The sequence below is a fragment of the Vibrio sp. MarTm2 genome (assembly GCF_027587055.1).
GTDB lineage: Bacteria > Pseudomonadota > Gammaproteobacteria > Enterobacterales > Vibrionaceae > Vibrio > Vibrio sinaloensis_D.
This window is the reverse complement of sequence record NZ_JAPPTK010000011.1, coordinates 14,694-40,499: the sequence shown is the minus strand read 5'-3', so window position 1 is coordinate 40,499 and position 25,806 is coordinate 14,694. Positions and strand designations below refer to the sequence as shown.

General features: G+C 42.9%; 20 protein-coding genes. 5 read left to right on the top strand and 15 right to left on the bottom strand.

Going from position 1 to position 25,806, the window contains the following annotated elements:
- Positions 1-3: 3 nt before the first annotated feature.
- From OH458_RS17595 to OH458_RS17585, 3 genes are all read left to right on the top strand, one after another.
- Complete coding sequence (locus OH458_RS17595; RefSeq protein ID WP_269979297.1) at positions 4-777, top strand: capsule biosynthesis GfcC family protein; 774 nt, start codon at positions 4-6, stop codon at positions 775-777.
- Positions 774-2,972 carry a YjbH domain-containing protein gene (locus OH458_RS17590; RefSeq protein WP_269979296.1) on the top strand — a complete coding sequence of 733 codons (2,199 nt, stop codon included), beginning with the start codon at positions 774-776 and terminating at the stop codon, positions 2,970-2,972. The genes OH458_RS17595 and OH458_RS17590 overlap by 4 nt, the downstream gene beginning before the upstream one ends.
- A 169-nt stretch (positions 2,973-3,141) precedes the next feature.
- Positions 3,142-4,620, top strand: a complete 1,479-nt coding sequence (locus OH458_RS17585) for a hypothetical protein (protein WP_269979295.1) — start codon at positions 3,142-3,144, stop codon at positions 4,618-4,620.
- Positions 4,621-4,684: 64 nt separating this feature from the next.
- Here OH458_RS17585 and pssA read toward each other — a convergent pair whose 3' ends face one another.
- The gene (gene pssA / locus OH458_RS17580) at positions 4,685-6,025 is read right to left on the bottom strand and encodes a CDP-diacylglycerol--serine O-phosphatidyltransferase (RefSeq protein ID WP_269979294.1); all 1,341 of its coding nucleotides are present in this window, start codon (positions 6,023-6,025) and stop codon (positions 4,685-4,687) included.
- 176 nt (positions 6,026-6,201) lie between these two features.
- The gene (locus OH458_RS17575; protein WP_269979293.1) at positions 6,202-6,630 is read right to left on the bottom strand and encodes a GNAT family N-acetyltransferase; all 429 of its coding nucleotides are present in this window, start codon (positions 6,628-6,630) and stop codon (positions 6,202-6,204) included.
- A 59-nt stretch (positions 6,631-6,689) separates the two neighbouring features.
- On the opposite strand from OH458_RS17575, the gene murB reads away from it, so the two are divergent.
- Complete coding sequence (gene murB, locus OH458_RS17570) at positions 6,690-7,730, top strand: UDP-N-acetylmuramate dehydrogenase (RefSeq protein ID WP_269979292.1); 1,041 nt, start codon at positions 6,690-6,692, stop codon at positions 7,728-7,730.
- A gap of 1 nt (position 7,731) precedes the next feature.
- The gene (birA, locus tag OH458_RS17565) at positions 7,732-8,694 is read left to right on the top strand and encodes a bifunctional biotin--[acetyl-CoA-carboxylase] ligase/biotin operon repressor BirA (RefSeq protein ID WP_269979291.1); all 963 of its coding nucleotides are present in this window, start codon (positions 7,732-7,734) and stop codon (positions 8,692-8,694) included.
- Positions 8,695-8,732: 38 nt separating this feature from the next.
- On the opposite strand, the gene OH458_RS17560 is transcribed toward birA, so the two are convergent.
- Genes OH458_RS17560 through pseG form a run of 13 tightly spaced genes read right to left on the bottom strand, consistent with a single transcriptional unit; the run spans position 8,733 to position 25,799 of the window.
- Complete coding sequence (locus OH458_RS17560) at positions 8,733-10,694, bottom strand: polysaccharide biosynthesis protein (RefSeq protein ID WP_269979290.1); 1,962 nt, start codon at positions 10,692-10,694, stop codon at positions 8,733-8,735.
- 46 nt (positions 10,695-10,740) lie between these two features.
- A complete protein-coding gene (locus OH458_RS17555; protein ID WP_269979289.1) occupies positions 10,741-11,916 on the bottom strand; it encodes a DegT/DnrJ/EryC1/StrS family aminotransferase in 1,176 nt (391 codons plus the stop codon).
- Positions 11,917-11,934: 18 nt separating this feature from the next.
- Positions 11,935-12,567 (bottom strand): acetyltransferase, encoded by a 633-nt coding sequence (locus OH458_RS17550; protein ID WP_269979288.1) that lies wholly within the window; start codon positions 12,565-12,567, stop codon positions 11,935-11,937.
- Positions 12,564-13,175: a sugar transferase gene (locus OH458_RS17545; RefSeq protein WP_269979287.1), complete on the bottom strand. Its 612-nt coding sequence runs from the start codon at positions 13,173-13,175 to the stop codon at positions 12,564-12,566. Before OH458_RS17545 ends, OH458_RS17550 begins: the two co-directional genes overlap by 4 nt.
- Positions 13,159-14,433 carry a glycosyltransferase family 4 protein gene (locus tag OH458_RS17540; protein ID WP_269979286.1) on the bottom strand — a complete coding sequence of 425 codons (1,275 nt, stop codon included), beginning with the start codon at positions 14,431-14,433 and terminating at the stop codon, positions 13,159-13,161. The genes OH458_RS17545 and OH458_RS17540 overlap by 17 nt, the downstream gene beginning before the upstream one ends.
- The gene (locus tag OH458_RS17535) at positions 14,430-16,244 is read right to left on the bottom strand and encodes a heparinase II/III family protein (RefSeq protein WP_269979285.1); all 1,815 of its coding nucleotides are present in this window, start codon (positions 16,242-16,244) and stop codon (positions 14,430-14,432) included. Before OH458_RS17535 ends, OH458_RS17540 begins: the two co-directional genes overlap by 4 nt.
- 14 nt (positions 16,245-16,258) lie before the next feature.
- Positions 16,259-18,400: a bi-domain-containing oxidoreductase gene (locus OH458_RS17530; protein WP_269979284.1), complete on the bottom strand. Its 2,142-nt coding sequence runs from the start codon at positions 18,398-18,400 to the stop codon at positions 16,259-16,261.
- Between the two features lie 12 nt (positions 18,401-18,412).
- Positions 18,413-19,444 carry a hypothetical protein gene (locus tag OH458_RS17525; RefSeq protein ID WP_269979283.1) on the bottom strand — a complete coding sequence of 344 codons (1,032 nt, stop codon included), beginning with the start codon at positions 19,442-19,444 and terminating at the stop codon, positions 18,413-18,415.
- Positions 19,445-19,496: 52 nt separating this feature from the next.
- The gene (locus OH458_RS17520; RefSeq protein WP_269979282.1) at positions 19,497-20,831 is read right to left on the bottom strand and encodes an O-antigen polysaccharide polymerase Wzy; all 1,335 of its coding nucleotides are present in this window, start codon (positions 20,829-20,831) and stop codon (positions 19,497-19,499) included.
- Positions 20,831-22,036, bottom strand: a complete 1,206-nt coding sequence (locus OH458_RS17515; RefSeq protein WP_269979281.1) for a hypothetical protein — start codon at positions 22,034-22,036, stop codon at positions 20,831-20,833. Before OH458_RS17515 ends, OH458_RS17520 begins: the two co-directional genes overlap by 1 nt.
- On the bottom strand, positions 22,020-23,237 hold the full coding sequence (locus OH458_RS17510) for an oligosaccharide flippase family protein (protein WP_269979280.1): 1,218 nt from the start codon (positions 23,235-23,237) through the stop codon (positions 22,020-22,022). Before OH458_RS17510 ends, OH458_RS17515 begins: the two co-directional genes overlap by 17 nt.
- Positions 23,234-24,289: a pseudaminic acid synthase gene (pseI, locus tag OH458_RS17505; protein WP_269979279.1), complete on the bottom strand. Its 1,056-nt coding sequence runs from the start codon at positions 24,287-24,289 to the stop codon at positions 23,234-23,236. The genes OH458_RS17510 and pseI overlap by 4 nt, the downstream gene beginning before the upstream one ends.
- A 7-nt stretch (positions 24,290-24,296) precedes the next feature.
- Complete coding sequence (pseG, locus tag OH458_RS17500) at positions 24,297-25,799, bottom strand: UDP-2,4-diacetamido-2,4,6-trideoxy-beta-L-altropyranose hydrolase (protein ID WP_269979278.1); 1,503 nt, start codon at positions 25,797-25,799, stop codon at positions 24,297-24,299.
- Positions 25,800-25,806 lie beyond the last annotated feature (7 nt).

Sequence of the window (25,806 nt, the reverse complement as noted above, 5' to 3'; positions counted from 1 at the left end):
ACTATGAATCGATTATTGAACAAGTGTGTCAAATCTATACTGGGTAGAGTGTTGCTTGGCTGTCTACTTATTCCGGCTACAGTTTATGCCACAGAGCTAAGCATATCACTCCCTGGTGATCAGCTAGCCCTAGAGTACCCTCACCCCGTTCGTATTGAGCAAGTGTTTACTGATGTCATTGCTCTGCAAGGGGCAACACAACCGACTGTTTACCCTCTTGCCAATCAATTATTTAATCTAGACAAACAATTTCAAGCCGATATAGAGAAACAAGATGTGCTTGAGAAACTGCAAGCTCTAGCCGATAGACAGCTCATTTCAGCAGAAGCAGCAGGTGTATTCAAACAACAGATTCAAAGTTGGACTGTCGCTTATCGAGAAAAAATTGATCTCGACTTTGACCAAATACGGACCGATGCTGCCGACAACCCGATGCTTCAAGGCAATTACGAGTTGATTACTCCTAAGCGAACTCGGACGCTCTCATTTGAAGGTGCTTTGTATACACCGCAAGACGTAGAGTTTGACGAGTCATTATCGCTCTCTGGTTACCTTAGCCGACTCAATCTACTCAAAAAAGCTCATCCGAGTTACGTGTGGGTTATTTACCCTGATGGGAACTTTGTGCGTAGCGGATATGCTTATTGGAACAGTCAAAACACATCACTCACTCCAGGCAGTGTTATTTTTATTGGTTTCAATTCTAGCAACAAAGAAGTACAGCAACTTGAACAGCAAATTGTTCAGCTAATAACAATGAGAAGAAGTGCAAAATGAAAAACAACAAACCCACTTTAATCCTCTCCACGCTGACTCTTCTTTCTGTACCGACTTTTGCAAGTGATGCGACTTGGAAAGTCTCGCAAACTGACTTCGGCGGCACAGGCCTTATGCAAACGCCAACCGCTCGGATGGCAGCTGAAGGCGAATTCAATATGGGGGCGAGCTTCAATGACGATTACTACTACTATACCGTATCCCTACAATTAATGAGCTGGTTGGAAACCACCATCCGCTACACTCGCATTCCAGACACATTGTACAACCCGAATCCAGACTATAGCGGCGATAACATTAATACTGATAAAGGTATTGATTTTAAAATTCGCTTGCTTGAAGAAAGCTATTGGCTTCCTGAAACCTCTATCGGGGTTCGCGACTTTGGTGGTACAGGGTTGTTTGATGGTGAGTTTATCGCCGCGACAAAGCGCTTTAACAACTTAGACTTTACTTTGGGCATAGGTTGGGGATATTTAGGTCAAAGCGGAACTTTAAGCAATCCATTTTGTAAGGCCAGTGAGAAGTATTGCACGAGGCCAACGGAAACAAAAGGCAAAGGAGGGAGTGTGGACTTCGAAAGGTGGTTCAAGGGTCCAGCCTCTTTGTTTGGTGGAATTGAGTATCAAACCCCTTTTGAGCCCTTGCGCCTAAAAGTTGAGTATGAAGGTAACGATTACAGCCAAGACTATCCTGTAAGAGTTGGTGCCAAATCGATGACTCAGCATACTCCTTGGAACTTTGGATTGAACTACCGCTTAACCGATTGGGCAGATGCGAAGCTCAGCTATCAACGTGGGGATACTCTGACACTGGGCTTTAACATCGACACCAATTTCAATGAGATGAAAGCCATTTGGCGTGATGAGCCAAAACCACAGGCTCAACTCAGACCAACAGAAGCCGACACTGATTGGCAGATCGTTGCTAAGCAAATCGAGCGCAACGCAGGATACAAGCAAAATACTCTGACGAAAGAGGGCGATACGCTTACTGTAAAGGGTGAACAGAGAAAATACCGTGACAGAAACGAAGCGTTGGATCGCGCCGCAGCCATTTTGTCCAACAGCAGCGATGATACAATCAAGACATTTAAAGTCATCGAAACCCAGGATGGAATGGCTCTAACAGAAACAACCATCGATCGTAGGCAGTACCTCGAAGCAGCCAATCATATGGCAATCAATGCAAACGTTGAAAATAGTTTTTCTACATCTGAACCTACTGATGAAACCGCAACAGATACACTCGCTTCAACTAAGCAACGATGGGATTACGGCATCGATCCTGTGCTCAAACAAAGCATTGGTGCACCAGAAGATTTTTACTTGTACAGCATCGGCCTTAACGCGAAGTCTAACTTTTGGCTTACGGATAACCTCGAGTTAGCTGGCTCTGTTTATTTCAACTTAACCGACAACTACGACAAGTTTAACTATGTTGAGTACTCACCGCACGTGCGCAACTATGCTACGCCTCGTGTGCGTACTATGTTCCGAGCCTATGTGCATGACAACCCAATCCGTTTGAACAGATTGCAACTCACTTGGTTTGAGCAACCAACCAAGTCGATTTACACCCAAATGTATGGCGGCTACTTGGAATCGATGTTTGCTGGAGTTGGTGGTGAAGTACTCTATCGACCACTTAACGCCAATTGGGCAATCGGTGCGGATGCTAACTTAGTAAGCCAGCGAGATCCTGATTCCTGGTTTGGTACTTTTAGCGAAGACTACTTCTTTTACGATGAAGCCGCATGTAACGACCCTATCCCGCAATGCCAAGCCTATGTATTGAGCCAAGGTACAACTGGTCACGTAACTGGCTACTATATGCCGCAGTGGCAATTCTTAGACAGCACCTTGTTGAAAGTTAGCGCGGGTAAATTCCTTGGTGGTGATATGGGAGCTCGCATCGACTTTTCGAAACAGTTTAAGTCAGGAGTTATTGTTGGTGCGTACGCCACCTTTACCGATTTAACAGCGGAAGAATATGGTGAAGGCAGTTACAACAAAGGCTTTTACGTCTCGATTCCAATGGACATCATGACCATCAAGCCGAGCACGAGTCGAGCACAAATTGCTTGGGAACCGATCACTCGTGATGGTGGCCAAATGCTTCGCAAGCAGTACTACTTATTTGATAAGACTGATGCGAGATCGCAATGGGGCCAAAGACCTAGTAGCGTTGAATAGCGATATTGTGAGCTAGCTTAAGGGCTGATGTGAGAACATCAGCCCTTTTTAGCTCTAGAGGCTAAGTGAAGTGTGATGAGCTTCTACAACACCCGAAGACCGAGCGTTCAAGGCACATTTATTGCTAGAAAGTTAACAGACTAGAATGACTTAGGACAAAAAATTGACGATGAAAGCAGCAAAGAATGCTCTATTACTGACCTTACCAGCCCTAATGGTTGGCTGTGGTGGCGGAAGCGGTGGAAGCAGTGGTGGCGGTTCAACACCTTCTACACCTAAGTACACCATTGACTTCGTTGCGTTAAAATCTGTCACTTTCGGAACAGAAGGAAATTGCGCTATATACGGAACGAATAATGGCAATACTAAGTCGTACATAGCTCAAAAAGCACAAGGAGCGAACATCAAGCTTCACGTCCACTCGTCAAATGGCACTTGGAAAAGCTCTTATCAACCGACAAGTGGAACGATAAACATCAACCAAAGCTTGGTGCAAGACGGAGACTACATCAGCATCGTGTCGACTTCTCGAGGTGGTATATACGACATACTAACCATCGAAAAAGACTTTATCCCAACCCGCTTTACCGTCAATACCTTTAACGACTGGGATAGCCGAGTCTCATGCAATACAGAAATTAAACCATCCACAACAGATTACAATGGTTATATTGATGATGAGGGAGATGGCAATGGCTTCTTCGTCTTCCGATCTACAACTGACGATCAAGAAAGCACTTCGCCGAATAATATTGCTTACAATAGTGTAACCAATAAAGAAGTATTAGCGGCTCGACTTTGTCGCTCAACGAGTGGTTGCAGTGATAAAGATTTGATGCAGTACCGTTTTATCGCAGCTTCAGCGACACAAGACAGTAACAATCCTGTTGATTTAGTAGACGTAACAAATCATACCACCCCTTGGTATACACTAGATGGTACAGATACAACCCTGAACTCTGCGAAACTCAACATATACCGTCAAAACACCGGGGCGATTCTGTGGCAATCACTCCCTCTCACCGATGGTACCTATAGCTATGCGGCTGAGCTATCCGAAGACTACTATGTGCATATTAAGGCGACGCATAAAGCGTGGAATACAGAGTACACCAAACACATAGAAAATCCTGACAACGGCATCAATGAGTTAAATAGCCTCACAGATCTTAATATGCCGACACCAACCTCCTCTCTTAGTTTAGTGTCAAACTGTGGGTTATCTGTAACCTCGTTTTGTTTAAATGGCTATGATAGTGCCGCTCCAACGACAATGGATTTGCAGCGCTCGACACTATATGCCGTAGAGAATAATGGAAATAAGATTCATCAAACGATTTACGGGAAACCAAACTTAAACCAACCATTGATGGCCTTTGAAGATAGTAACATCGACGCTGTTTGGGCGAATGCCGCTCTTAATAAAAAGGAAGTATATCTCTTTGAAACTAGAGACGATCAAGACGTTGAACTAACGTTTATCTCATCGAATTTCAATGCCGAGGCTGTCGAAAACAATGGTTATCAAACCACATCAGATGTGGACACGATTTCTATCATCCGGAGTCAGCAAGAGAACAGTCAGCGTCAAGCTGCATTGACTCACCAGGACAACATGGTATTTAGCCAAGCATTCATTGCACCTTAAACAAAAAGGGCAGCGCTAACACGCTGCCCTTACTTTATCTACTGACATCCTATAGTGTTCTTCACTAAAGAATCTGCTTTAACACTCGGTCGGCTTTTACACGCGTAATCTTACGCATCAGCTTTTGCACGGGTTCTGGGTAATTCTCAAACTTCTCCAACTGCTTATACGTGCAGATCAAATGCGTATGTTGAAGAATGTTCGCCATCTCTTGCTCAAACTGCTCGGTTAAATGATGGTAGTTATCTTGAATTAGAATCGCGTTTTCTAGATCTAGCTTCCACGCACGCGGGTTTAGGTTATTACCAGTAATCAGCATATAACGCTTATCTACCCAAATGCCTTTCAAGTGGTAGCTGTTTTCATCATGCTTCCAAAGGTGGATAGAGAGTTTGCGGCTAGCAATATTGGCCTCGTTCGCTTTTGCAAACTGACGCAAGTTACGCTCGTACAAGTACGGCAAACCACCGATGGTTTTAAACTCTTGGTCTGGGGCAATATAAAAGTCATTAGCGGTTTTATCACCGACGACAATCGTCACCTTCACACCGCGCCTAATCGCTTTTTTGACTTCTTTGGCGACACTACGCGGAAAGTTAAAGTATGGCGTACAAATGAAGATCTCATCCTTTGCCAAGGCGAGCAATTGGTTAATGCCTTGATTGAGTTTATTGCGCTTTTTCCCGACACCCACGATAGGTGTCACTGCAACCTGATCAGCAGAAACCGACTCAGGTGTAAATTGGTAGCTCGCCTTCGCTAAAGAACCACGAAGCTGACGAATTTGCGCTTTGATCTCTTTCGTCTCTGGCTTGGTGGGACAAGCAAGATCATTGACCGCAGGATGCGCGATCATCTCTTTCTGCACTAAATCGACCATGCTGTCAGCCAGCGCTTTATTGCCTAGCACGTGGTAACGGTCGAAGCGGTAACGTTCTTTGTAGTTTAAGTAAATGTTATTTAAGCTAGCGCCGCTGTAGATAACTTGGTCATCGATGATAAACCCTTTTAGGTGAAGCACACCAAACACCTCTCTACCACGAACAGGAACACCATAAACAGGCACGTTATGCGGGTACTTATCGGCGAAGGCTTTATACATAGAGGCATTGGTTTCACCAGGCGCCGCACCAATCAATCCACGCTGAGCTCGGTGCCAGTCGACACACACCGCAATATCCAAGCCAGGGTTGCGCTGTTTCGCTTCATAAAGCTCCGTTAAGATTTCTCGGCCAGCTTCGTCATCCTCAAGATAGAGCGCGACAAGGTAGATTCGCTTACTTGCCTTTTGAATCGCCTCAATAAGACGAGTTCTAAAGTCTCTCGCCGCGTAGAGCGTCTCAAACTGAGCCGGATCTTGCGCCAGAGTGGGCAGTTTTTCGAATATATTCCTATTGGTCATCATGTTGGATGTAATACCTTTACTTAAAGTGGAGAGCGATATTAGCAAAATATGGTAGAAAATACCTAGATTTGCCGCCCCAGATTGTACCTTGACTGAGTAAGAATTGTCCTTAGCTCACAGCATCATGAAACACCCTTTGGCAAATTAGCCTGCATTGATAAACATCAAAGCCTTATTCATGACGTTTGATAATGCATCGCCACCAATTTTTTGCCACTGGCTGAGTAACGAATAAAGAGCTGTCTAAGCGCATTGGGTAATGCGCTTTCCTCGACCATAACAAACCCATGCTGCGCGTAGAACGATTCCAAATGCTGGTAAGCAAAGCAGTAATCAAGGTCTGTGAGCACCTTGTCTTGACAATAAGCCATCAGTTGATGACCAAGCCCTTTCTCTCTTTGGTCTGGCACCACCAGCATCCCCGTCAGTAAGCGATACTGCTCAATGGAACGAAAGCGAACAACAGAAGCAAGTTGCTGCTCCCAATACCCCACTATTGTCAGTTCATCTTTCTTTGCTTTGCCAGAAGGGTAATACTGCTTGTATAGCCTCGCCACGAGTGGCAGTTTTATCGGGTCTAACACATCGATGGTTAAGCTGCTCATTATCGCCTAATCCGTTTTTAAGGTAGAATGTCCGCAGTTTAGTTGACTCGATAATAGTGATGCAAATTCAGACTCAAGCCGATCTCTCGGCGTACCATACTTTTTCTATCTCTCAGACCTGTGACTATTTGGTCGAAGCCCACTCTATCGAGGATATCATCGAGGCGTATCAAACGCCTGCATGGCAAGACCTACCGAAACTGATGCTTGGAAAAGGCAGCAATATGCTTTTCACTCAGCCGTTTCATGGTGTTGTAGTGGTGAATCGCTTGATGGGCAAGAAGGTCAACGAAAGCGAGCATCACTGGCACTTGCACGTAAACGCCGGCGAAGATTGGCCAGCACTGGTCGAATGGTCGGTCGGGCAAGGCTACAATGGGTTGGAAAACCTAGCACTGATTCCAGGATGCGCGGGCAGTGCTCCTATCCAAAATATTGGCGCCTATGGCGTTGAGCTGAAAGACATCTGTGAATATGTCGATATTCTTTGCTTAGAGACATTTAAGGTACATCGAATGACGGCTGAGCAATGTCAATTTGGCTATCGAGACTCGATTTTCAAGCATCAGCTTTATCAAAAAGCGATCATTATTGCTGTTGGCCTCAAACTCGCTAAAGATTGGCAGCCAAATATCAGCTATGGCCCGTTGCAGCAATTTGATGCAGAGGCTGTGACAGCTCAACAGATTTACTCGACCGTTTGTCAGGTACGGATGGAAAAGCTGCCTGACCCAGCAGTAACGGGTAATGCTGGTAGCTTCTTCAAGAACCCTATCGTATCGCATGAGCAATACTCAGCGCTTAAACTTCGATTCCCTAATCTCGTCGCCTACCCAGCAGAAAGCGGTATGAAACTCGCGGCCGGTTGGTTGATAGATCAATGCCACTTAAAAGGCACCAAGGTCGGCGGAGCACAAGTCCACCCCAACCAAGCGCTTGTGTTAGTCAACCGAGATTCAGCAAGCGCCACCGACGTCGTCAACCTTGCAGAAAAGGTACGCGCCTGTGTGTCAGCCAAATTTGACGTCGAACTAGAGCATGAAGTTCGCTTTATGGATCGCACCAGCGAAACGTACTTACACAAGATCATAGAGGCCTGACATGAAAGAACATTCCATCAAACTGGCCATATTACGCGCACTTGCTCAAGGCGGATTTCATTCAGGCGAAGAACTCGGCACTATGCTTGGCGTGTCTCGCGCAGCAATCAGTAAACACATTAAAGGCATTCAAGCGTGGGGAGTAGACGTTTATCGAGTGCAGGGAAAAGGCTATCAACTCGCCGAGCCCATGCAACTGTTAGATGAACGGACACTGCAAGCGCAGTTTGGTGATTTGGTCCAGCTTATCCCCGTCATTGACTCTACCAATCAGTATCTCTTAGATAGGGCAGACAGCTTGCAGTCAGGAGCGGTTTGCCTTGCAGAGTACCAAGCCAAAGGGAGAGGACGTCGCGGTCGCGAGTGGGTATCCCCTTTCGGTGCTAACTTATATATGTCGATGTACTGGCGGCTAGATGCCGGAATGGCGGCGGCTATGGGACTTAGTTTGGTTGTCGGGGTAGCGATAGTCGAGGCGCTGGAAAAACTTGGCCTAGAGGGGGTGAAACTCAAATGGCCGAATGACCTCTATTACCAAGACAAGAAGCTAGCTGGAATTTTGGTAGAAATGTCGGGCCAAGCGGGGGCGGCAGCTAACTTGGTGATCGGTATGGGCATGAACCTGAAGATGTCTGAAAAAACCGAAGGCATCACCCAGCCATGGGCTAGCCTCAAGGATGTTGCGAACACGGAGACACTTGACCGAAACGAGCTCGCGCTAACGCTGATTAACACGTTACACCAAGCCCTCACTGACTATGAGATCAAAGGGATGCAAGGTTTCGTAACACGCTGGAATCGCCTAGACAATTTCTTAGATCGCCCAATCAAGCTTATTATGGGCCCCCGTGAAATCACTGGTATTTGCCGTGGCATCAACGAGCAAGGTGCCGTGCTATTAGAAACGAATAATGGGGTTGAGAGTTTTATTGGCGGGGAGATTTCTTTGAGAGCTCAGCCCTGATACAAGAAAGCGAGCCCTTTCGGCTCGCTCTAATCAACTTAATGAACCAATGCTTTCAACTCTGCATTGAGCTCCACCATTTGACCTGACTGATTTTCACTTAACTGCTTCCAGACCAAATCCCCTATTTCATCCGATGGGTTAAAGTCCGTCGGCGCCTCAAGGAGTAACCGCCTAATTTCTTCATGATTGAAATTGTGACAAGCGTGGTCGAGCTTTTCTAATAGCTCTAAATAGTCATCAATCGGCAGATAGGTTTCTTGCGCGGTCATGATTCTAGGGTGTGCGGTTTCTTGTACGTTATCACCGATAAGCAGCTCTTCATACAGCTTTTCACCAGGTCTTAGGCCAGAAAACTCTATAGCAATATCACCATACGGATTATCACTATCTTTGACCTCCAAGCCAGAAAGCTGAATAAGATTTCGCGCAAGATCAGCGATTCGTACTGGCTCTCCCATATCAAGGACAAAGACATCACCACCTTTGCCCATGGCTCCCGCTTGAATGACCAATTGAGCGGCTTCAGGAATGGTCATAAAGTAGCGAATAATATCCTCATGTGTAACAGTAACTGGACCACCCGCAGCAATTTGCTTTTTGAATAAAGGGATGACCGAACCAGAGGAACCCAACACATTACCGAAACGCACCATACAAAAGCGAGTACCATTCTCTAACGCGTTTTGTTGCATTGCTAAAGCCTGAAGGCCAAGCTCTGATACACGCTTAGTTGTACCCATAACATTCGTTGGACGCACAGCTTTGTCGGTTGAAATCAACACAAACGACTCAACTTTCGCTTCAATCGCAGCTTTCGCCGCATAATAAGTACCGAAAACATTATTACGGACCCCTTCAACCACATTGTACTCAACAAGTGGGACATGTTTATAGGCTGCAGCGTGGTAAACGGTTTGTACATTGAAGCTTTTCATGGTTGTCGCTAAGCGATTGATTCTTTGAACAGAGCCAAGCAATGGAATCACCTGTAGAGATAGGCCCTCCCTTTCCATTAGGTTATTTAGCTCTCTGTCTATTTTGTACAAGCCAAACTCAGACAACTCAAACAGAACAAGGGCTTTAGGTTTCTGCCTAATAATTTGTCGGCAGAGCTCTGAACCTATCGATCCTCCAGCGCCTGTCACCATTACAACTTTACCCTTAATGTTTGCTTCCATTAACGACTGTTGCGGTGACACAGGATCTCGACCAAGAAGGTCTTCTACTTCAACATCTTTAAGCTCATCAATTTTAGCTCGTCCTTCAACGATATCTTCCATATTCGGAATGGTTAATACTTCTGCAGATAAATGCATCAAAGAACCGAGTATTTGCTTGCGTTTAGCTCTTGATGCGCTTGGAATCGCGAGCAAAACTTGGCCAACATTATACTTTTCCACGATATTGTCTGTGATGAGGGCATCGTAAACATTGAGCCCCATAATCATGGTACCCACAATAGTTTTATCCTGATCAATAAAACCAACAACGTGGTGTGACTCTGATGAGCGCAACGCTAATGCGAGCTGACGACCTGCTGAACCAGCTCCATATATCAGTACTTTCTTCTTGCTCTTGTTATTCGCCTGTGCAACCAAAGAGCGAATGATCATTCGAGCGCCGCCACAAAGTAAGCAAAGAAAAGCGCCATATATAATCGGAACAGAGCGAGGAATTGGGGCATCTAGATAAAATGAGAAGACAGCAACTGACAGCGCTGAAATAACACTGCACACCCCAACCACAGCCAAAGCATGGAACGTTAAGTAGCGTAGTACCGCTCTGTAAAGCCCTAAGCGAGTGAAAGCAATGATAGAAACAATCGTCGTTCCCGCTAACACATAATAGGTTAACTGGTCTTGAGCGGCCGTGATTGTTCCTAACCGAGTCCAGTAAGCGATATAAAATGAAGTAACAATAAAGATACTATCAATAAGTATGCTGATCAGCCGCTTGCTGAAACGCGGCAAATTCCAAATGTATTCAAGCCTAGCCATAATCTTCCATTAAAGTTGTTCTGCTCCAAAAAACACAGAGCCATTGTTATTTTTGAGCTTCGAGTAATACTTCACGTATAACTCTAGCTGATTTTTCAACCTCTTCAGAAGATAAAGTTGGATGGACCAAGAACATCAAACTCGTTCCACCCAGTTGCTTGGCATTATGAAGAGCTTCGACTGGCCTCCAAGGCGTATTGTCAAACGCCTTCTCTAGGTACACCTCTGAACAACTGCCTTGGTATGCTGGCACACCGCGCTCCACAATGGCTTCTACGATGCGATCTCGTGTCCACCCTTCTGCAAGCTTCTGAGGCTCTACAAACAGATAGTGTTTGTACTCGGCATGCTCGCTGTATTCCGGCACTTGAACTCGGCGAACCACGCTAAGGTCTGCAACCGCTTCATCGATTTTTTCCGCGTTCGTTTGGCGCTGCGCAGTCCATTCTGGCATGCGAGTAAGTTGGATACGACCAATTACCGCTTGCAGCTCTGTCATACGCCAGTTAGTGCCGAAAGATTCGTGTAACCAACGAAAGCCCGGTGGATGCTCGCGATTGTAAATCGCATCAAAGCTTTTACCGTGATCTTTGTACGACCACATAGTTGACCACAATGCTTTATCATTGGTTGTCACCATGCCGCCTTCGCCGCCTGTCGTCATGATCTTGTCTTGGCAGAAAGACCACGCGCCAATGTGGCCAATAGTACCGACACTACGGCCTTTGTACTTCGCACCGTGCGCTTGAGCACAATCTTCAATCACGTAAAAACCATGCTGCTCAGATAGCGCCATAATGGCATCCATCTCTGCTGGCATACCTGCAAGATGCACCACAATTACCGCTTTGGTTTTTGGCGTGAGTACCGCTTGTATCGATTCCGCCGTAATCGCTTGGCTGTTTAGATCCACATCAGCAAAAACGGGTGCAGCACCGGAAGTCACAATTGACGAAGCAGAAGCAAGGAACGTTCTTGGGGTGGTAATCACCTCATCCCCCTCACCAACGCCCAAAGCTTTCAATGCCACATCAAGTGCAAGCGTGCCATTGCCAAGCGCAATCGCGTACTCGCAACCAGTCCATGCCGCGAACTCTTTTTCGAACTCGCGACACTCGTTACCTGTCCAGTAGTTTACTTTGTTTGACAGTAGCACACGGCTCACTGCATCGGCCTCTTCTTGAGTAAAAGAAGGCCATGGAGAAAATGGGGTATTAAGCACAATGTCACCTAATAAGTGTTATTTTTCTGATTTGATAAGCGTATGAGCAGGAGAGCCCACTACAGTTTGAAAGTCTGGTATGTGGTTAATTACCGTCGAACCTGCGCCAATAACAGCATCACGACCAACGACGATAAGTTGTTTCACTTGGCTACCGATCCCTATCCAAGCGTTTTCGCCAACTTCTACGCCGCCAGCTAAGCTTGCATTAGGACTAATGTGAACGCCTTCAGCCAGCCTACAATCATGTTCTACGACAGAGCTTGTGTTAATGATACAGCTCGCCCCAATATGGCTAAATGGGTTGACGACTGCATTTGCCATCACCACTGTTCCTGCTTTGATGTTGGCGTATTTACTGATTACTGCACTTGGATGAGCGAGCACATTGAAGTTCGCTCCTGCGGCACTCAACTCACGTTGTTTCGCACAGCGCGTCGCGTTATGGCCTATGGCAACCACGACCACATCATATTCGCTTGCCGTTGCCAAAAGTACAGCAGTATCACCAGAGACGTCCCAAAGCTCTACAGAGGTTAAACTGGGCCAGCGGTCATCAAAAAATGTGATATGTTGATAACCGTTTAGCTCTGCAATTTCTGCGACCACCTTGCCATGTCCACTGGCTCCTAAAATGGCGCAACTTTTCATGATTGGCGACTACCTTGCTCTTCTGAGCCTGTAAATGGCTCGATGGTCACGTGGCCGTCTGCAGATATGCCCTCCTTTACGAAGACCTTTTTTACCGTCATGAAAAGAATCTTAATATCTAGCCACAATGTTTTGTTATCTACGTACCAAACATCTAAGGCAAACTTTTCTTCCCAGCTAATCGCATTTCGGCCATTGATTTGAGCCCAGCCCGTTACGCCAGGACGAACATCATGGCGCCTTGCTTGTTCTTTGCTGTAAAGCGGTAGGTACTGCATGAGCAACGGACGAGGCCCAACTAAGCTCATTTCCCCTTTCAGCACGTTCCAAAGTTCTGGAAGCTCATCTAAGCTGCTGTTTCTTAACTTATCGCCAAAGGGAGTCATACGCTCAGAGTCCGGTAGCGGATTCCCTTGTTGATCCACCGCATCTTTCATGGTGCGAAACTTCACCATTTCAAAAGGTTTACCGTTTAAGCCCGGACGCGTTTGACGAAATAGAACCGGTGAACCTAGATTTTTACGAATCTTCCAAGCGACTAATACAATGATAGGAGATAATAAAATAAGCGCGATAAGAGACGCGAGAAAATCAAACAGTCTTTTCATCTTTCACCTCTGATGCATGGCGATCTGTCGCATTACCCTCTTCTGTATTAACGCCAGTCACCCAATCAACCCATTTATCAGCCAATAGCGCGCGGTCAAACTGGCTCTCTGCAAGCTGACGTGCATTGGCCCCCATCAAGGTAAGGGCTTCTTTTTGATTGGCAGCTTTTTCTAAGGCATCAGCGAAAGCAATTGGGTCGTCTGGTTGAACCGCGAATCCGCATTGCGTTTGCTCAATCATTCCGGCTAACCAACCCGGGTAGTTATTAATCACAGGTAGGCCCGCAGAGATATAATCGAAGAACTTATTAGGCGATGTGCCATAATAAAAAGCAGGTATATTCGCCAGTACTTGCATACCAACATCTGCACTTGCCATCAAACCAGATAACTTCTGCTTATTTACTGGAGGGTGAAACACCACATTGTTCAATTCGAGCTCTTTCGCCCTGCTCTCCAGTTCGGGTTTTAACTTTCCTTGCCCGACTAAAGCTAGCTTAATGTCCTTTCGACCACGTTTCTGTAGCTCCACTGCCGTATTTAAAACCGCATCAAGGCCATTTGCCATTCCATGAGTTCCAGTAAAAATAGCCATCAGATCTGTTTCTTTCACGCCTTCTGGGCGCCAAGGCTCACTTGGTTGACTAAAGATAGACAAATCACAACCATTTGGCACCATGGCTATTTTACTTTCGTCCACGCCACGCTTTTTAATGCCTTCAACAATGCCCGGAGATAAGCCAATACAACGATGCGCACTTCGGTAAGACGCCCACTCTAAAAACGACATCAAACTAAGAATGACTGGGTTTTTAATTACCCCCATTTCTTTGGGCAGTTCTGGCCATAAATCTCTCACTTCAAAAACAAATGGCTTGCCGCGTAACCAACGAGCAAAGATACCCGGAATGCCCGCTGTCAGAGGTGTTGTGGTTGCAAACAACACATCGTATTTTTCAGTAAAGGCAAGGCCAATACTTTTTAAGGCAAACTTAATAAACGTCATACTGCGTTTAATAAAACCATCTGAGTTTGAGTAAGCCAAATCAAACTCAATGATTCGAATGCCATCGACGATACCTTCACGCTTTCCCGAAACAAAGGTCGAATCTAAACCCGTCTCTCCACCACCATAAGTGCCACAGACCATAGTCACATGATGTCCATGATGAATTAGGCGCTTAGCCATTTCATAGGAACGGATCCCTGTTGAACCTTTCGGTGTAGAAAAGTGTTGATGAAAATAAAGAATATTCATGAGTGAAATTGATACTCTGTTGTAATTTTGCCATCTGACGAAATCTCCACCTCAAGAACTGGGATAGAGCTTTCTTGGTAGTAATAACGAGATTCTCTGCCTTCTACGATCTCTAGGCGATCAATCTTTACATCACTATTGATCAAGATACTGTGATTTCCATTGGTCACTTTTTGTCCCTGAACTTGCCAATCGTCAGGAGTTAGCCGCCAACGAAGAACAGCTTTATTTTTAATGCCTTGTACTTTGTCTGTTACCCTCAAAGACGTTTCCGAAAGAGATACTTCTCTGTGATGCTCACATCCCAGATAATCTCGATAACCCGCTTGTCCATTAAGCTGACGCTCGTCAAAGTTGACGTTCTTTGCTTTTAACCAACCGCCCAGCAAAAAGCGGCTAAGCCTTGGCATTTGCTCGTGCTCGTCAAATTGGATGGTATTATGACTTTGTGTACCACCGTAGTAGTCGATATAGCCTTGACCTGCGTTGTAGCTGAACGTGCCACCATCACGTAACAGATTGACCCCGTCACGCCACAGATCCACATGGAGCGCATCATTTTGAGCGGGTCTAAATCGAAACTTGGGATAGTTAAATAAAGCAAATGTTCCCGATTGATTTCTTAGACCGATATAGCCACCATGCTCAAAATGAAACGATGCTGGTGTTTGTAAGTTTTTTTGCGGTTTTTGTAACTGCAACAATGCAAGCGGTTCATCATATTCCCCATCTTCCTGCCATGCAGATGTTTGAAGGAACAAGACAGAAGCAAGCTGAACAGATGGACGAAAATCTCGATAGTCAGTATCCGTTAGCTGCAATAAACGAGCACCATCGTTATGACCTAAATTAGGCGCATCACCTGTTGATGTGTCGATTAGCTGATAAAGCCACTGAGTTGCCAGACTTACCCTTTTTGTCAGCTCTTTTGAAAATGGGGGAAGATCTAGTTCTCGACGCCAAAGCTCAGCCATTGAGTAAGTGTCTAGCATTACCCTGTGATAGTTCACCGAATACTGACTAAAGGTTCCATCTTTAGCAATCAGGTGCTTGGCTCGGTTTTCTAACCATTTCCTCCCCAACTTTTGCCAGCGATTCCCACTTTTATCGCTATTAATAACCAACCAACTGCCACCAATAAACAAGGCTGCAGCCTCAGATGTGCCATGGTTATTATCTTGCGCAACCGCGTAGGAGATCGTCGGTGCTATTCGTTGAAGATGCGCTTTTATTAGCACCAAAAGTGTAGGTTCAGTTTTACGAACTTGATTAAGCAGTTTAGCAGAAAACGCTAAGTGCATAACGCGTATTGACGCTTCTTGCCCGCACTTCCAGTTAGGGCCGAGATAAGGAGCGTTCTGCTCCATCCAACTTTTTGCGGTAGCGTTGAGTTCATCTAAAGCTGACTCACTACCAGAAAGATAATCTCGAGCTAAACCCAAAGCCCAATCAAATCTTGAGGACTCCCAAATGCCTTTAATATCACCAACATTTGAATCAAAATCAGATAGGTTGAACCAAGGCTTACTCATATCTGAAAAGCGATGTTCGGTTAGTACACTGTTATCCCATCTGAGTTCTTTTACAGGCAATTGTGGCAACCAACCAAATGGAGCTAGCTTATATGGCTTAATGCATTTCAATTGTCTTGAGCAAGTAGTCGGGTGGAACAAAAGCCCCGAGTTCGGGGCTTGAGAAAGGCGCTTAACTGGGTTGAGTCCGCTTCGAACACCAAGTTGATAACCTGCGACTCGAGCTAAGTTTAAAAGCCCTAAGTCGATGGCTGTTTGCGCTTTTAATTTAAAACTCATCTTATTTTTACAACTTATCGCTGTTTACGTAGCTGCTCTGCGATTTCAATCGTGATTCTTGCCACTTCAAACAACTCTCGCGCTGGAATTGGAGACTCTTTACCAGATTCAATCGCACTAAGGAAAGCCGCCGCACAATCGGTTTGTCCCTTGTCTTGCTTCCATAAATTCATTTTGCTGAAGCCTGGCCAGCCGAATGCCTTTAACTTACGGAAGTTATCAAGTTGAAGAACTCGCCCTGCAGCAAATACTTCTACTCGCTCTTTAGGGAAGTTCGCCGCACCGTTAGCTAAGTAATGAATCGTACCGAATGAGCCATCAGCAAAGCCAAGGATAATCGCCGCTTTATCCTCGGTAATATCAACACCGTCAACATCTCCCATGCGACGGCACTGTACAGAAACAATTTCTGAGTCTGCTAAAAATCGCATCAGATCGATGAAATGGCATGCCTCACCAATGATTCGACCGCCGCCAACTTCATTATCTTGCGTCCAGTGATCCGCCGGGATCGCGCCAGCATTCATCGTCATCATAAAGCTCTTAGGCTCTTTGACTGACGACAGTAGCTCTTTCATTTTTTGCACTTGAGGCGAAAAACGGCGATTAAAGCCGACCATTAGCTTTGGCGCTGAAGCAGTAGATGCTTTCGAGTAATACGTAGCTTCCACTTCCGCAAGCTCTTCTAGCGTGACGGCTAAAGGCTTTTCTACAAATACGTTTTTACCAGCATTGAGCGCTTCAGAAACAAAATGAGCATGACTGTTATGGCGCGTAACGATTGCAACTGTGTTAATTTCCGAGTCAGAAATCATGGCGCTTGTATCTGTGGTCGTTTTAGCAAAACCTGCTTTTTCACCATGAGTTACTCCGTTAATACCACCAGAAGTAGCGATAGTATGTAATTGAGCACCACCAGCTTTAAACGCAGGGATCAGCATTCGAGACGCATAGTTACCAGCGCCTACAAAACCAACGACAGGCTTAGATGCCTCGAACGTCGCTTCACTGTTAAGCGTAACGGATTTCTCATGGCGAGTACTGGAGTCACTCTGGTATTGAAGCAATATTCCAAGAGCAGACTTGTCAGACGTCAGGAGCTCGTATGCTTGAGCTGCGTCTTCAAATTTGAATCGGTGAGTAATAAGAGGCTTAACGTCCACTTGGCCTGAAGACATCATATCTAAGATGGCTTCAAAGTTACGCTGTTCAGTCCAACGAACAAAAGCATATGGATAGTCATTACCATTGTCCTCGTACTCCGCATCGTAGCGACCAGGGCCATAAGAACAAGAAACTTGGAATGTCAGTTCCTTTTCATAGAAATCTGCGCGATTTAGCTCTAAACCAGTAACACCAACAAGAATAATACGCCCACGTTTACGACTCATTCGTGCCGCTTGTGTCACTGGATCATTAGATTTCGTGGAAGCTGTAATAATTACACCATCAACACCATTACCGCGGCTGAATGCCATACCCGCAGCGACAGGGTCTTCACCTTTGCCAGGGTTACAAACTTGGGCGCCAAACTGCTTAGCCAATTCTAGTTTCGCATCGTCATAATCGATGGCTAGTACACGACAACCTTGAGCACGGAGTAATTGAACAGTCAGTAAGCCGATTAAACCAACACCGGTCACGACAAACGCTTCCCCCAGCGTAGGTTCTGCTAAACGGATACCTTGTAAACCAATACTTGCCACAACGGTGAATGATGCTTCTTCATCAGATACATTATCAGGAATAAGCGCACATAAGTTTTTTGGTACACGAACCACATCAGCATGAGGGCCATTAGATACAACGCGATCCCCCTCTTTGAAACCTTGAACTCCCTTACCAACGGCGTTAACGACACCAACGTTGCAATAACCCAAAGGTAATGGTTGTGCCAACTTAGACTGCACTGCTTCCAATGTCGTCATTAAGCCATCTGTCTGGACCTTTTCAAGCACCATTTTAACTTTGTCAGGTTGCTGCCGCGCTTTATCTAGTAGACTTGCTTTTCCAAAGTCCACTAACATGCGTTCTGTGCCTGCCGAAATTAATGAAATTCTGGTATCAATTAATAGATTACCGGTTGAGGATTTTGGGGCAGGTGCTTCCACTAAATTAGAGCCACCTTTAGCCATATCTTGTAGTATTTGCTTCATAATTTTAACCGACTATATTCTATTTAATAAATCGCTAACATAACAATCGTAAGTATGCCATAGTGGTTCTTTCTCTGACATGTGATTACCAGAATCAAGATTACCAGACAAGATAAACTCTTTTAGTGAATCATAGTCTGAATATTTAAAAGAAATGCCTAGTCCATTATCGACTATCACATTTGAGTATTTAACTTCTGAATTAACAATAATTGGAGTATTGGTAAAAAATGCGTCCCCCCACTTATTTGACATTGCAAACCGGTTTATCTCCAAACTTGGATCATAATAAGTATAAATATAGTTAGAGATATAGTAATAAGATAAACATTCTTTTTGACTTATTTCACCAACATATTTTACACCATTCATTTTAGAAAATTCATCTGCTGCGTCGCCATCTAGCCTGCCGGCAACAACGATAAACAAATCAGATATAGTCAGTTCTCTCCTTAATCTCAACAAGTTATCTAAACCTCTACTACGCCCAATCCATCCGTTATAGTAAATAACAGTTTTCGAACTGTATTTCACTAAATCTTCAGACAACCTTACGGACTCATTCAATTCATATTCAGAAGGAACATTAGGCAATAAAAATAAATTATTAAACTTACTACAGTAACGATCAAGAGTAGGCACCACATGAATTAAAGATCTATTGCTCGTGTATACTTCTAAAGCTTCGAGTAATTTTCTAATGGGCTTAAAAAAAGGAAACAACATCGAAAATCGATCTGCATCATCATATATTACATCGTGTTTTTTAAGAATAGAAGCTACAACACAAGGAAAAGCACTTTCAAAACCTAAAGCCCAAATTTTTGACTCGCGAGGAAGACTACATGCGTATAAAAAAACTCTAAACATCCAAACAAAATACAATAAACGAATTGTTACTTTCCCACCACCAATGTCAAGACCACAAACTTTGTTTATGCCACCCAAGAAATCCTCGTTATTATCACCTTTACTACGAGACCAATAAAAATGAGTTATTTCATAGCAACCTTTGGAAGATATACTGCGAGCCAACTTGTACATGCGAGTTCGTTTACTCAAACTAGGAATAGGCGCTATTATATTTATCTTCACATCAAACCTTCGCAAATTTTTTAAAAAACAGACTCAAAAAAAACAACATAACTATTGGTAATATAAATTGAAATAATCTAGCAAATGTTCCAAAAACCTCACCGGTCATCATATAACCAATAGCATAGAGGCATATTACCCATGTAACCAATTCATAATCATTATTAACCAATGATAACATTCGTGCAAAGAAAGAAAGAAATACACCAAAAGGAATCCCAACAATAATAAAACCAAAAAACCCAAAGTTTATATATGACTCTGCAATTATTCCTGGCGAATAAGAACTAAGTTGGAAACCATTAACAATATCATAAGAGCCTGGATGAATTAAGTTTCTTAGAGTTGGTCCGCCGCCAACAGGTTTTTCTTTCCATATAGACCTTGGGACCCAACCAACAGCAACGGTATAAAACGTACTACCCAATGTAACATCTTGAAGATCTTTATTCTCCACCAACCACATCGTATTTTCAATTGAACCAAACGCATTGAATTTTGAAAAAACACTACCAATCTGAGTCCTACTTTCGACAGATGAGAGTTCTACATCTTTGGTCAAAACCTCCCTAATATCACCAAACTTAAGCCCTACATAACCAACCAGAAATATAAACACAGCTGTTGATATTACGCTTCTTAGTTTTATTGCTTTTTTCGATGAAAATAAAAGAAACCAACAAATAACAATCCATACTAAAACAACTAGTCCCTTAGACTTACTCCCCATGTATAAGTTAAAAGCCGTATAAATAACAATCAAAGATAAAAGAGCAACAGCACTAAATAAATTAAACCTTTTATTAAAAACATTCCTCAACCAATACACAACGATGCCAACACCTCCCCAGTATATAGGCATCAAGACATATCCTAAACCACTTCGTTCCTTTGTTCTATTAATACTATATTCCTGATAACTCGCACCACCAAATTTAATTATACAAAAAACAATAGATAATACAGGAAGGATAATATAAAAAAACTTGTAAAAAAAACCGTTATTTGTAGATAAAGAAAGATTATACAATTTTGATGTGAAATCACTTCGATTACAGGTTAACCTAGACGCAACATAAGCTGATAATGTGAAAAGGAATGAATATAATAATGCTAAAACCCATGTACTATCATTATATGGCTCTGACACATACCTATAACTTAATGTATCTCTAAAAAACCAAAAAAAACCATAGGGTAAAAGAAAAAAAAGAACATAGAAAAGAGAGAAAAAGTCTGCTGGATAGAAAACCCTTTTTATTCCATTTATCCCATTGATATTTAAAATAAATTTCAAATACAAAAAAGACAAGATTATAGCAATGATACCAGCCACTATTTACCACCCAATAAATTGTCAAATTCTGCTTTATACTTATTAAACAACTCTACAGAATCCAAAATTTGACATGACGAATCATAAATTTCACAATTTTCGAGCTGAGAATGTGCACATAAGTTTCCCTCCATAATCAAACTCACTATACTTTTATAGTCAATGGATTCAGCTACATTATTACGTACATATCCATATATATCACTCCCCATTGACATATCTTTTGCATACAATGAAATTGAACCACTCACCACACTATCTAAAATAACTCCAGAGTCACCTGCAAGAACGTACTTATACTCAGATAGACAAATCTCTAATGGCCTCAATTCTATATTATAAAAGCCATGCTCTTTCATTGCAGGGTGCAACCTAATTTTATAGTGTATTCCCGCCGCCTCCAATTCATTTATATATTTCCCCAACACTTCTAACTTATCCAACTTATTTACACAAATTAAAACAGACTCAACACTTCTCTCTATTTTTTTTAATCCATATATACTTGCATATCTAAGAGCGCCCAACTTTATATAAGTCACCTCGCTTGCACCACTAGCTCTATATATTTTCTCCGATTCCAGACCATCCACAAAAGCATAATCAAATATCATTCGGGGGAATAAATCATTTACAGGCGAGTGTTGGATGTAAATTGTTTTTAAGCCCATAAATTTGGAAACAACACACAGTGCTCGATTAATAGTATTATGGTCGTTAGACATAATTAGAAACTTAGGTTTCACTCTAATCAATATGAGACATGATGATGCTATATAACCAGGAGTCCTTATAAACTCATCTAGTGAATAAGAAAGTAATCTAATTTTTCCAAATCCAAAATAAAAAAAATAGAATAGGAATGAGACAGGAAAAAATAAAAAAGAAACTACAACCGTCACAACCCAAGGATAGTAGAATTGGCATGAGTTATCGTCACTTTTTATATGCACATAATCCGTAAACATATTTTTCAGTTCATGTGTTGAATGATCTTGATTTTTCGTTGAAGTAAAAAAACACACTTCACTTTTACGATATGCAAGGTTTGATTTAATAATTTTTCTAAATGTAAATATGTACCTTATAATGGACTTAAGGAATAAATATAAGGTTTTAGATTCACCAGATCTTATCCTTACATAACTTTCATTCAACCGAATTTCATTTGGCTCTATAAGCAACTTTTTAATTATCGACTTCATTACTATTACCATTTAAAAGTAAGATCAATAAAACTGATGAGAATAGATTGGAAATAACTAACGCATAAGGCACATAGTCAATTGATATTTCTGATAGGTAAAGAAGAGATATCATGTATATTAAAGATGAAAAAAACGTAACAGATGACAATTTAAAGTTTTCAGCATAATAGAAGAAATAATTTACAGCTAGATAGTACGGAATCTGTAAGAGAAAGCCTAAAGTAAACAAACTTACATATCTGCCAACACCAGAAAAACCATCACCTAATAAAGACGCAAATATCCAGTCTGGAATAAAAAAGAACGGTGTGGCAGAAAAAATCACAAATATATAACTTCTTATTGCCCACTTCCTCACTTCATCTCTTGAAATTTTCTTAGATTTTAAAGAAGAATAATAGTACGGTACAAGTGCTCTATTGGTGGAAGCCAATACAATCATTACCACACTTGATAATTGATATGCCGCAGAGTACACCCCTAACTCCTTCGCAGAGAAGTAACTAAATATTATAATCTTATCCACATTACCCTTAACAAAAAAACTAATTTTATGTACTAGTAATGGTATGCCATAGCAAATAATGTATCTGTTGGTCTTCTTAATTACTCCAATCTTAAGGTAACTTGAACTACAAAAGACATGACTATTGAGATAAGTACCGAACGCTAAGGAAAAAGCATTGGAAACCACTATACCGAGTAATCTCATTTCATGCGTAGCACCAAAATTTTCAAAAAACAGTACAGTAAGAATTACTGCAGTTAATGCACATATTAATTGTATTAAGACATAATCTTTAACTTTTTTTTGCACCTGTTTTAATGACAACTGAGATGTGAGTAATGACTGAGAGAAAGACATCAATATGACATATAAAGCAATTTCACTATTTAAATCCAATAGAAAAGAAGATAAATATAAGAATAATGCAGCAAGTGTCGAGTATATAACACATGATAGATATACTACGTTGATTGCTCTAAAACCATATCTATAGTAATACCTTGCTAATGCCCCCTCTTGGCTAAGGCCAATAAAAATTGAAATCATCGCAACATACGCAAGTATATTTGCTAATTCACCAAAGCTTTGGGGGCCTAACTCTCTAGTCAAATAAGGTAACATTAGAAATGGGATAAGCTTTACCACTACTTCTCCCAAAACATAAATAATACTATCTTTAACTATTCTCATGGATTTTTAACATACTCCCAAGCGACTGGAGTACCACCTTTTAAATCTTTAATTGCTATTCTCCCTATAACTTCGCTATAGAATTTTGGTGCTAAGCCAAAACCCGGCCTGATTGAGCGCACATTCTCGGGTGTGAATACTTCACCTTCCGCTACATCTTTTACAACGTAGAGAGAGCGACGAAACTTCACATTACCTTTTTCCGCTTCAGTTCTTTCATAGTTAACCTTGCCAAGAGCTTGCCACGCTGTTTTAGTATCTTTACACAATGCCTGTAACTCTATAGGCTCCAGTGAGAAGCTATCATCAGCGCCACCACCATTACGATCCATCGTTACATGCTTCTCAATTAAGCAAGCACCAAGAGCGATAGATGTCACTGCTGTCGCATTATCAATAGTGTGGTCAGATAAGCCTGAAAGAACATCAAAACGCTCGGCGATATCTGCAATCGTTTTTAGATTGTATTGGGCTGCAGGTGCTGGATAACCACTGACACAATGAAGCACTACTAACTCCTGGCAACCATTATCTCTTGCTGTTTTGATAGCTTCAGCAATCTCTTCTTGATTCGCCATTCCCGTTGAAATGATCATTGGCTTGCCCGTTTGGGCAACACGTTTAATAAGAGGTAAGTCAATCACTTCAAACGAAGCAATCTTATAGGCCGGGGCACCGAGTTCTTCTAAAAGCTCTACCGCGCTAAAATCGAAAGGTGAACTAAAGATAGTAATACCCAACTCTCGTGCTTTTTCGAATAACGGCTTATGCCATTCCCACGGCATATGCGCACCTTTGTATAGCTCATACAAAGTCTGCCCATCCCATAAGCCACCATGAATTTGAAACTCTTCAGAGTCACAATCCATAGTAATAGTTTCATGAGTATAGGTTTGTAATTTTATCGCATCTGCGCCCGCCTTCTTCGCTTCTTCCATTATTTGGAAAGCGCGATTGATATCCCCATTATGGTTAGCGGATAATTCTGCGATGATATAAGGAGGGAAGTCGGGCCCAACTTTACGGCCGTCAATAGTAATAAATGGTTTCATTTTTGCCTCAATCAATTGGTCGTCGAATGTAAGTTTCTTCATCGACTTGTTGGTAGCAACATTTTTGGAAGAGTCGTTGAGATGCACTATTTGCTTTTAATACCGTAGCATGCAGAGTGACATCAGGATGAATGGCATCCACAATGCTTAGAGCTTTGAACGCAATCCCTTTCCCATAGCTTTTAGGGTCTAGAAATATTGAGACCAAATAATGTCCAGCTTCTATTCTATCTAAGCGCACTGCTCCAACTTTATTACCATCATCCCTACTAACGATCATGTAAAAGTAGTCAGTGGCTGATTTCAGTTTTTTACACATCCAAGCTTGGTGAGCACTCCATGTAGGCACCTCAGGAGTCAATGCGTACTTTCTCGTCTCTGGGTGACATTGCCAATCATAAATCAACGCGATATCTTCTTGCGAAGCAGGCTTCAGAGATAATCCATCAGCTGTCTCATTAAGTAACAACTCGACCTCATAAGAGACTCGTCGCGCGCCTCGCCCATCGCAAAGAGAAAGATTGGCATCTCGGAATTGCGACCACCGCCTCAGAACTGACAAGAACTCACTTTGCAACCGACTAGGGATATCCTCGATATCAACTTTTAATGCCGCAGAATGTTTTACTAATTGTTCACAGATTAGTTGCTGGTTATCTGCTAAAGGAGTGATTACGTTAGGTAATCCAAGGCAAGCTCTTTCCCAACTTGTGGAGCCTGGAGCCCCTATAGCGATGTCATGCTCTAACATTAAACTTGCCATATCAGAGACAAAGTCGAGATGCAAAACGTCAGCTCTAGATGCACACCACTCTTTAACTTGGTCAAAGTGAGGCGCTCTAGGCGACAACAATACAGTAAACTTGGCCTCTACTTTGCCACATAAAGATTCTAATACTTTGAAAGTTGCGTTAGGTGCATCAATCCCGCCCATCGATACCAGCACTTTCAGAGGCTTGTTAGAAATCTCTCTAGAAAGCGCTGATTCTCGCTTGCTCGCGAAATCTGATCTCAATAAAGCAAACTCACTGCCCGCTAAGACCTTAGATTGGGATGCAGAGTAAGCAGCTTCATCACGCCCTAACGTTTGATCCAAGATCAAGTCAGCTTTATGGCATCGCCCGAGATCATCAATAGCAAGCATTCGACAATCTAATGAAGCGATAACTTGCTCTTGCCATTCAATCCCGATTGCATAGTGATCAGTGACAACAAGGTCTGCATAAGTGATTTCTGTTAGGAAATCTTGCACATCTTCAGATATGCTCTTTTGAAGCCAAGCTGCATAATCGGCATCGTGAAGCGGTTCTATAACTTCCCTTGGTTTGGCAAGAGTTGTCACCTGAAATCCACGTTCACGAATAAACGCACGCATGTCTCCTTCTAATGGAGAACAAGCAAATTCGACGTCATGTCCTTTGTGAGCAAACTCTTCAGCCAAGACGAGACAACGCATAACATGCCCACTACCAACCAACAAAGATGCATCGACTCGAAAAACAACCTTCATACTTCAT